Annotated in this window: 7 protein-coding genes; all 7 read left to right on the plus strand. The window is 31.4% G+C overall.

Going from position 1 to position 7,909, the window contains the following annotated elements; genetic code table 11:
* Positions 1 to 520: 520 nt before the first annotated feature.
* The 7 genes from BP92_RS0114600 to BP92_RS0114635 all read left to right on the plus strand — a co-directional run bounded on the left by BP92_RS0114600 (position 521) and on the right by BP92_RS0114635 (position 7,371).
* Entirely contained in the window at positions 521 to 2,263 is a 1,743-nt protein-coding gene (locus BP92_RS0114600) for a tyrosine-type recombinase/integrase (RefSeq protein WP_026726709.1), read from the plus strand.
* 74 nt (positions 2,264 to 2,337) lie between these two features.
* On the plus strand, positions 2,338 to 2,976 hold the full coding sequence (locus tag BP92_RS0114605) for a class I SAM-dependent methyltransferase (RefSeq protein ID WP_026726710.1): 639 nt from the start codon (positions 2,338 to 2,340) through the stop codon (positions 2,974 to 2,976).
* A 192-nt stretch (positions 2,977 to 3,168) separates the two neighbouring features.
* Positions 3,169 to 3,450 carry a DUF6150 family protein gene (locus BP92_RS0114610; RefSeq protein ID WP_026726711.1) on the plus strand — a complete coding sequence of 94 codons (282 nt, stop codon included), beginning with the start codon at positions 3,169 to 3,171 and terminating at the stop codon, positions 3,448 to 3,450.
* Position 3,451: 1 nt separating this feature from the next.
* Positions 3,452 to 4,147, plus strand: a complete 696-nt coding sequence (locus BP92_RS0114615) for an LEM-3-like GIY-YIG domain-containing protein (protein ID WP_026726712.1) — start codon at positions 3,452 to 3,454, stop codon at positions 4,145 to 4,147.
* Position 4,148: 1 nt separating this feature from the next.
* Positions 4,149 to 4,613: a hypothetical protein gene (locus tag BP92_RS0114620; protein WP_026726713.1), complete on the plus strand. Its 465-nt coding sequence runs from the start codon at positions 4,149 to 4,151 to the stop codon at positions 4,611 to 4,613.
* A gap of 609 nt (positions 4,614 to 5,222) precedes the next feature.
* Positions 5,223 to 6,590 (plus strand): S41 family peptidase, encoded by a 1,368-nt coding sequence (locus tag BP92_RS0114630; protein WP_162472102.1) that lies wholly within the window; start codon positions 5,223 to 5,225, stop codon positions 6,588 to 6,590.
* A 175-nt stretch (positions 6,591 to 6,765) separates the two neighbouring features.
* Positions 6,766 to 7,371, plus strand: coding sequence for a hypothetical protein (locus BP92_RS0114635; protein ID WP_150111953.1), 606 nt, complete (start codon positions 6,766 to 6,768; stop codon positions 7,369 to 7,371).
* The last annotated feature ends 538 nt before the right edge of the window (positions 7,372 to 7,909 follow it).

A 7,909-nucleotide genomic window follows, 5' to 3' on the forward strand; every position in this document is an offset into this window, starting at 1 on the left:
AAGTGACGGAGGTGGGAATGCGGTTTTAGAGTTCTAAATGCTGTTTCAAATTTTTTAAGTTAGTATTTTTAAATATAAAATCATTCGAAGTGACGGTGGTGTTATTTCGAAATGACGAATGAGTCATATTATTTCTATAGTTCTCGATACATTTTGTAATAGTAAATCTTGGGGTTTTCTGTTACAAAATATTCGAAGTGATGGTGGTGTTATTTCGAAGTGAGGGTGTTGGGAAATTGTTTTCAGTTGTTCTCGATACATTTTGCAGATGTAAATCTTTGGCTTTACATCTGCAAAACACTCGAAGTGACGATAGAGTTAATTCGGTTCTGGAGTTCTCGATACATTTTTAAGTTGTAAATCTTAGGCTTTACAACTTAAAAACACTCGAAGTGACGGTGGTGTTATTTCGAAGTGACGGTGGTGTTATTTCGAGATGGCGGTGGTGGGAATTTAGTTTTGGAATTATATTTTTTTGTATATTTGCATCATTATAAGCCATTTAAATTTTGTATTTGCCATGAAGAGTGTACGTATTGAGAAGATTTTTCACCATGGTGCTTATCGCATTGGGGTGTTTTTTGATAAGGATTTTGAAATTATTGCCATTTTAAAACGTTTGGGTGCTACTTATAGTGGTTCTCGTAGGTGTTGGTATTTGGATTATTCTAAGGCTTCTTATCATTTATTACGTTCTCATTTTCCAGATTTGGTGGTGGTTACTGAATCTTCTATTCCTAATATGGTGACCGGTGTTGATAACCGTGACCTTTCACCCATAGCTTCTTCAAGCGCTCTTCAGTTAGGTTCTTCGTTGAACAATCCTGAACATAAACCAACTGTGATAACTTCGGATAAATTGAAGTTACAATTGTTGCCAAGTATTGGTAAATATTGGGTTTTTAAGATGCATTTTCATCATGAAGTTAGTAAACAACTTTTGAATACTAAAGGGGTTTATTGGAACGGAAATTATAAAAGCTATATGGTTTTTAGAAATGAAGTTGTGAAGCAAGAAGTAGAAAAGATTTTAGGCATTTCTGACTTTTTTGGTACGGACTATTTTGTTAAAGATTCGTTTGTTGGTAAAGGAAAAATTAGGATTTTACCTCATTTAGAAGATGCAACTTGGATGGAAGTTCATGTTCCTAAAATGGTTGCGGTTCATGAGAAATTAAAACGTTTTTCGATGGCTCGCTACAGTAAGATTAAGGGGTGTTATTTGCTTCCGGCGGCACCTGTAGTGATGGATTCTTTGCATTTACAGTTTGAATCTTCTAGCATTAGTATTACCTCTTTGCTTCCGAAGAATTATTTGGATAAACGAAATTTGCCTAATAAAAAACAATTGGACTTATCTAAAACGAAGAAAAGCTTACTGGATTTGGTTCCAGAGCAAGCTCAAAGTTATTTAAGTAAGATGATTGACACTTTATTGGCTTTGAATTATAGTAGTTCAACCTTGCGAACGTATTGTGGTGCTTTTATTCAATTTTTACGCTTTTTTGAGTTTCGAAATCCTGAGGAAGTTACTAGGGAGGAAATTATTCGTTTTTTAGGCTCTTTGATGGAGCGTGGTTTGTCTGCTACGAGTGGACATAGTATGGTGAATGGGGTTCAATTTTATTATCAGCAAGTTTTAGGGAAAGTTGATTATAGTTTTGTGCTTCCACGACCAAAGAAGGAGAAAAAGTTGCCTGTTGTATTGACTATGGAGGAATGTTTGCAGATTTTTAAAGTTGTAGATAATCCGAAACACAAGCTTTTGTTGTTGATAGGTTATGGAGCTGGCTTGCGTGTGAGTGAGATTGTGAGTTTGAAATGGAGTGATATTTTATTTGAGGAACACAAGATTCATGTTAAGAATGCTAAGGGTAAGAAAGATAGAATGGTTATGTTGCCCTACTCTATTGTTACTTCTTTACAGCTTTATAGAGAACTTTATAAGGGTAAACATTATGTTTTTGAGGGTCAGTTTGCGGGCGAGCCTTATAGTACAGGAAGTGTACAACAGGTGATGCGTAATGCTATAAAGTTATCGGGTTTAGAGAAGAAGGCTACGGTGCATACGTTGCGTCATAGTTTTGCGACACATTTATTAGAAAACGGGACGGATATCCGCTACATTCAGCAATTTTTAGGGCATTCGAGTATAAAAACGACTACTGTTTATACGCATTTAACGAAAACTGCTGTTGATAGGATACAGAGTCCGTTAGATCGTATGGTTGACATAAAAGGTAAGAAAAAACTTGAAGAATAGTTTTTAAAGTTAAAAAAAGTTGTATATATTTGATGATATTTACTAGTTATAGGGCATTTTAGAACGACCACACAATGGACAGATACAGAGAAACATTTGACACTTGGAACAACGTTGCTTCTATATACCAAGACAAGTTTATGGACTTGGACTTGTATAACGACACTTATGATTATATCTGTACTTCCATTGACAAACCAAAAGCAAAACTATTGGAAATCGGTTGCGGACCCGGAAATATCACTAAATATCTTTTATCCAAAAGACCCGACTTTGATATTTTGGGAATTGACATTGCACCAAATATGATTGAACTTGCAAAATTGAATAATCCGACAGCACACTTTGCGGTTATGGACAGCCGACAAATCAACAATCTTGACACAAAATATGACGGAATTATTTGTGGTTTTTGTTTGCCTTATTTGTCGCATATCGAAAGCAATGAACTGATTTCTAACTCTTACGACTTATTAAACGATAACGGCTTGATATATTTAAGTTTTGTAGAGGGCGACCCAGACAAATCGGATTTTAAAGTTGGTAGCGGTGGAAGAGTTTACTTTAACTTTCATAATTTGGACAACTTAAAAGCCCAGCTCATTAGGACAAAATTTGACGAAATAGAAATTTTTAAAGTGAAGTATAAAACATCAGAAACAGAATTTGACATTCACACAATACTGACAGCGAAGAAGAAAAACGCCCTATAACACGGGTTTTGCGTCAGGCGGGGTGACGTGCAAACTTGGAGCTTTGTGCTTCTGTTCAAGTTCAGTGTAGTTTGACAGTTTTGTGCTCAGAATCCCGCCCGAACGCAAAGCCCGAAAACGTTGTGCGTCAGCTTGAAAAAACGCTCGGTGTAAAAATCCTACCTTAATGGACTAAAATAAAAAATAAGTAATATGGCAAAAGTATTTGTAGTACAAAAAGAAAGAGAAGCAGATGTAAAAATTTTCAATTGTTCAAAGGACAGAGATGCAGATTTACACTTTTTTAAAGTTGACAAAGAAAGAGATGCAAAAGGAGATGCACTTTGGTATTTTGTAGAAAAAGAAAGAGAAGCGACTGTAAAAGTGTTTTGGGTTGAAAAAGAACGTGATGCAGACATTAAAGTTTTTAAAGTTGATAAGGACCGAAATGCTAAATGGAATAAAAGTAATTCTTGGACTGCTAGATTAGGATAATATGAGAGAATTTTCACAGGCAGTTTGCGAAAGAATAGGGAATTATGTATACGTTTTAAAAGACCCTAGAACTTCAAATATTTTTTATATAGGCAAAGGTGTTGGAAATAGAGTTTTTCAACACGTATTTGGTGCGTTGGAAACTTCTTATGAGTCTGATAAACTAAATTTAATTCGTGAAATAATTAATCAAAATTTAGAAGTTGAACATTACATTTTAAGACACGGTTTAACCACTGAACAAGCATTTGAAATTGAAAGTGCTTGTATAGATTTACTAGGTTTAGAGAATTTGACTAATTCAGTAAAAGGTCACGATAGTTGGGAACGTGGTTTAAAAACAGTTAATGAAGTTTTGCAACATTATGATGCCAAAGCAATTACAATAACAGAGCCGACAATTATAATCAACATTAATAAACTTTATAAAAGGTTTATGACAGATGAAGACTTGTACTTATCAACAAAACAATCTTGGGTTTTAGGAACAAAAAAGAAAGATGCAAAATATATTATTGCTTCATATCGAGGGCTTGTAAGAGAAGTTTATGAAATTGAAAATTGGTATCAAATAAATAATAGATGGGGGTTTAATGGAAAAATTGCTTCAAAAGAAATTCGTGACAAATATCTAAACAATTCACTTGAAAATTACATAAAAAAAGGAAATCAGAATCCAATTAGATATACATTTTAAAATGAGTAATGAAATTATAACCAAAATAGTTGAGTTAAAACAAAAAATCGAACAAATACCTGATAGCGAAAATTTTGATGATTTAAAAGAATTAGAATATTTTGATTTAGAAATTGTAAATATAATTTATGATTATTGCTTTAAACGAAATTATAGTATTGATGGATTTCCTGAAAAATATATAGAGCTAATTGAAAATAACGATGAAGATTTCTTTGATTTTTTAGATTTTGATACAAAATATTATTACATACTAAAATGCTCAATAACAAAGATTGAAGTATTCGAAATGATTAAATCTTATTATATTTCACCAAAAGACATTAATTATCAAGATGATGATTGTCGTAAAGATATTTTAATAAATATTGAGCAATTAGAAAAAGAAAACATAAATTTAGTTTTCAACAGAGCAGATTATAATCATTATGAAAGTTTAACGAAATGGCGTCCAAAATTACCATAAATAAAAAGCCGAGCGCACAACAGCAGTTTGCAAAAATGGCGGGTTTTGGGCTTAATTTAAAGTTGGTTTTGTACTTGCAAAGTTAGTGTTTAACCGAAAGTTTAGGTTTCCTTAATCCGCCACTTCTGCAAGCTGCAAAACGTTGTGTGCAACATATTTTCCGAACTTACGCCGAAAGCTTCTCTCCTATTTTTTCGAAAGATTATTTTTTAAATTGTAATCCAAAAATCTTGTGTGACAATTGAAAACCGAACCGAAATTTGTCGATAAACTTTGTGCTGAAGATACATTTTCGGGAAAATCCGTTGTGAAATTAAAAACTGAAATTAAACTTTGCGTGAAAATATACTTTGCGTGACAATCCAAACATTGCCGAAAAACTTTGCGTTGAGTTTTTAAGTTCTGAAAATATTATGCAGCACACAACAGCGGTTTAAAAATATGGCTAGTTTCGGGAATTTTTGAAATGGCGCAGTTGTTCAATTTAAAGTTTTGTGTATATTTGTGTTGGCTTGGTGTTGGGTTTTCGCCACATTTTTAAGCCTCAGAACGTTGGCAGAGATTTTTGGAGAACGAAGGAGAAGACGAAAACAAGAACGAAAAAGATATATGAAATCAAATATAAAACTACTAATTTTTACAATATTCATTTCCAATATAACATTTGGACAAAAAGTTTGCAATGAATTTTACAATAAAAAATTTAGTAAAAGTGAATTAGTTGCAGACATAGAATTTATAAAAGAAAAAATATTAAATGCACATATAAATCCATTTACAGAAATTTCAAAAGAAGAATTTGAAAAAAATATTATTCAAATTGAAAATTCTTTAAAAGACGGAATGACTCAAAAAGATTTTTATTTTTTAGCAAAACCAATTTTTATAAAATTAAACGATGAGCATAGTGGTTTAAATGATTTTTGTATAACTGATAGCATTAAGAACAATCTTAAATTTTTTCCTTTAAGATTTAAATATGAAAATCAAAAAGTTATTTTAACTGAAAATTATAGTGGTGAAAGCATAAATAATGGTGATGAATTGTTGTCTATAAATGAGTTTTCTATTGAAAATATAATTGAAGGCTGTTCAAATCAAGTTTTTGGTATTTCAGAAGAACGAAAAACTATTGCAGTAGAAAAGTTATGGCTATATTTATCAAAATTCTGTTTTTTCATAACGGATGATTTTAATTTAAAATTCAAAAGTGGAAAAACAATATTAATCAAAGGACAAAATTGGGAAGAATTAAACAAAAACGTACAACAAACAAAGAAAAAAGATACTAATATTTCGATTTTAAAATATGAAAAAATTAAAGATTTTGGTTATCTAACAATAAACTCATTTAATGATAAACAAATAAAATATGATAAATGGGAATTGAAAATTGATTCAATTTTTTCAAAAATCAAAAATGACAAAGTGCAAAAACTAATTATCGATGTTAGTAATAATGGTGGAGGAAATTCAGCTATTGGAAATTTAATAATTGATTATTTCTCTAACAAGAGTTACAAAGATTATGGTGGGAAATGGAAAAAAAGCAAAGAGTATTCAGACTTTATGAAAAAAAATAATTTTGAATATGCACCATATGAAAAATTACAAAATGGCGAATTAATGCCTCTTGTTTCAGATGAAAATAAACCTTCAAAAAACAAAAATAGGTTTAATGGTAAAACTTACATTTTAGTAGGTGAAAATACCTTTTCGAGTGCAATGATGTTTGCAATAATGGTTTTAGACAATAATTTAGCAACTGTAATTGGAGAAACTCCTAGCAAAGGACATCCTAATCATTTTGGTGAACTAATTGGATTTACAACTCCAAATACAGAATTAAATTTTAGGTTTGGTGTTAAAGAATGGATTAGACCTTCAGGGAAAACTGAAAACAACAAATTAATTCCAAATATAATGATTGACTTGCATAATAAAACAAAAGAAGAAATAGTCGAATTGCTAAAATAAAACCATCTGCCAACAGCAGTTTGGCAATATGGCGGGTTTTGGGCTTAATTTGAAGTTGGTTTTGTACTTGCAAAGTCAGTATTTAACCGAAAGTTTAGGCTTCCTTAATCCGCCACATCGCCAAGCTGCAAAACGTTGTGTGATATTTTATCAAAAATCGTAGAAAAAAGAAATTATGAAAAAGATTATTATATTGCTTTGTATTGTACCATTACTAATGGCTACTCAATGCGAAGAAGATAGTGTACCAACAATTTTTAGAAATAATTTTAAAGTTAAAATTATAAATCAATCAAATTTAAGTGTTGATGATACAATTTGGATTGAAGGAAGAGTATCCTCAAAAGTCTATAATTCCCAAATTGGAGACTCAACATTTGCAGATTATCCAGAAAGTCTACAAATTTCGATTTATAAATTTATAACTCCGACTCAAAATTATAACACAAAAGATGCAATTGATAAATTTGACCTAATTTATCCAAATCAATTAATCGATTTTCTTGGTGTTTGTAATAACTCAACAATGACAATAACTCCAACTCTAAATTCAACTGGCAATTTATACAAATTTAAGCTTGGACTTAAAGCAAAATCAAGTGGAGATTTTATTATTAAATTTCCATATAAACAAAGCATCGAAAATGCTGAACGTAATTTAAGCTTAATAAATAATTATCCAAGTCCAAATAATAATTATTTATTAGGTTTTAATAGTTGTGGTTCTTCCACTTGGGCAATGGAAACCGATATTGGCGATTACTGTTTTAAAGTCAATTAAAAACATCACACAACAGGCGTTTGGCAAGATTGCGAATTTTGTAGTAAATTCACGTTTATTTCTCGCAAGAAATTTTATCTTTGATAGAAAATAATTAGTTCCGAAGTTCGCAACCTCGCCAAGCGCCGGAACGTTGTATACAATATATTTTCCGAACTTACGCTGAACGATTCTCTCCTATTTTTTCCGAAAGAAATTTATTGAAATTGTTACCGAAAAATCTTGTGCGAAAATTGAAAACCGAACCGAACTTTGTCGATAAACTTTGTGCTGAAAATACGTTTTCGGAAAATCCGTTGTGAAATTAAAACCTGAAACCAAACGTTGCGTGAAAATTTACTTTGCGTGACAATCCGAACTTTTCGTTGAGTTTTATTTTTAAGTTCCGAAAATATTATACTGTATACAACAGCGGTTTAAAAATATGGCTTGTTTCGGGAATTTTTGAAATGGCGCAGTTGTTTAATTTAAAGTTTTGGTTATATTTGTGTTGGCTTGGTGCTGGTTTTTCGCCACATTTTTAAGCCGCAGAACGTTG

The organism is Flavobacterium sasangense DSM 21067 (assembly GCF_000686885.1).
GTDB lineage: Bacteria > Bacteroidota > Bacteroidia > Flavobacteriales > Flavobacteriaceae > Flavobacterium > Flavobacterium sasangense.

Bases quoted from the DNA above. Each gene is read 5' to 3' on its own strand.
- BP92_RS0114615 (WP_026726712.1), top strand. From the start codon at position 3,452: ATGAGAGAATTTTCACAGGCAGTTTGCGAAAGAATAGGGAATTATGTA.
- BP92_RS0114635 (WP_150111953.1), top strand. From the start codon at position 6,766: ATGAAAAAGATTATTATATTGCTTTGTATTGTACCATTACTAATGGCT.
- BP92_RS0114630 (WP_162472102.1), top strand. From the start codon at position 5,223: ATGAAATCAAATATAAAACTACTAATTTTTACAATATTCATTTCCAAT.
- BP92_RS0114610 (WP_026726711.1), top strand. From the start codon at position 3,169: ATGGCAAAAGTATTTGTAGTACAAAAAGAAAGAGAAGCAGATGTAAAA.
- BP92_RS0114600 (WP_026726709.1), top strand. From the start codon at position 521: ATGAAGAGTGTACGTATTGAGAAGATTTTTCACCATGGTGCTTATCGC.
- BP92_RS0114620 (WP_026726713.1), top strand. From the start codon at position 4,149: ATGAGTAATGAAATTATAACCAAAATAGTTGAGTTAAAACAAAAAATC.
- BP92_RS0114605 (WP_026726710.1), top strand. From the start codon at position 2,338: ATGGACAGATACAGAGAAACATTTGACACTTGGAACAACGTTGCTTCT.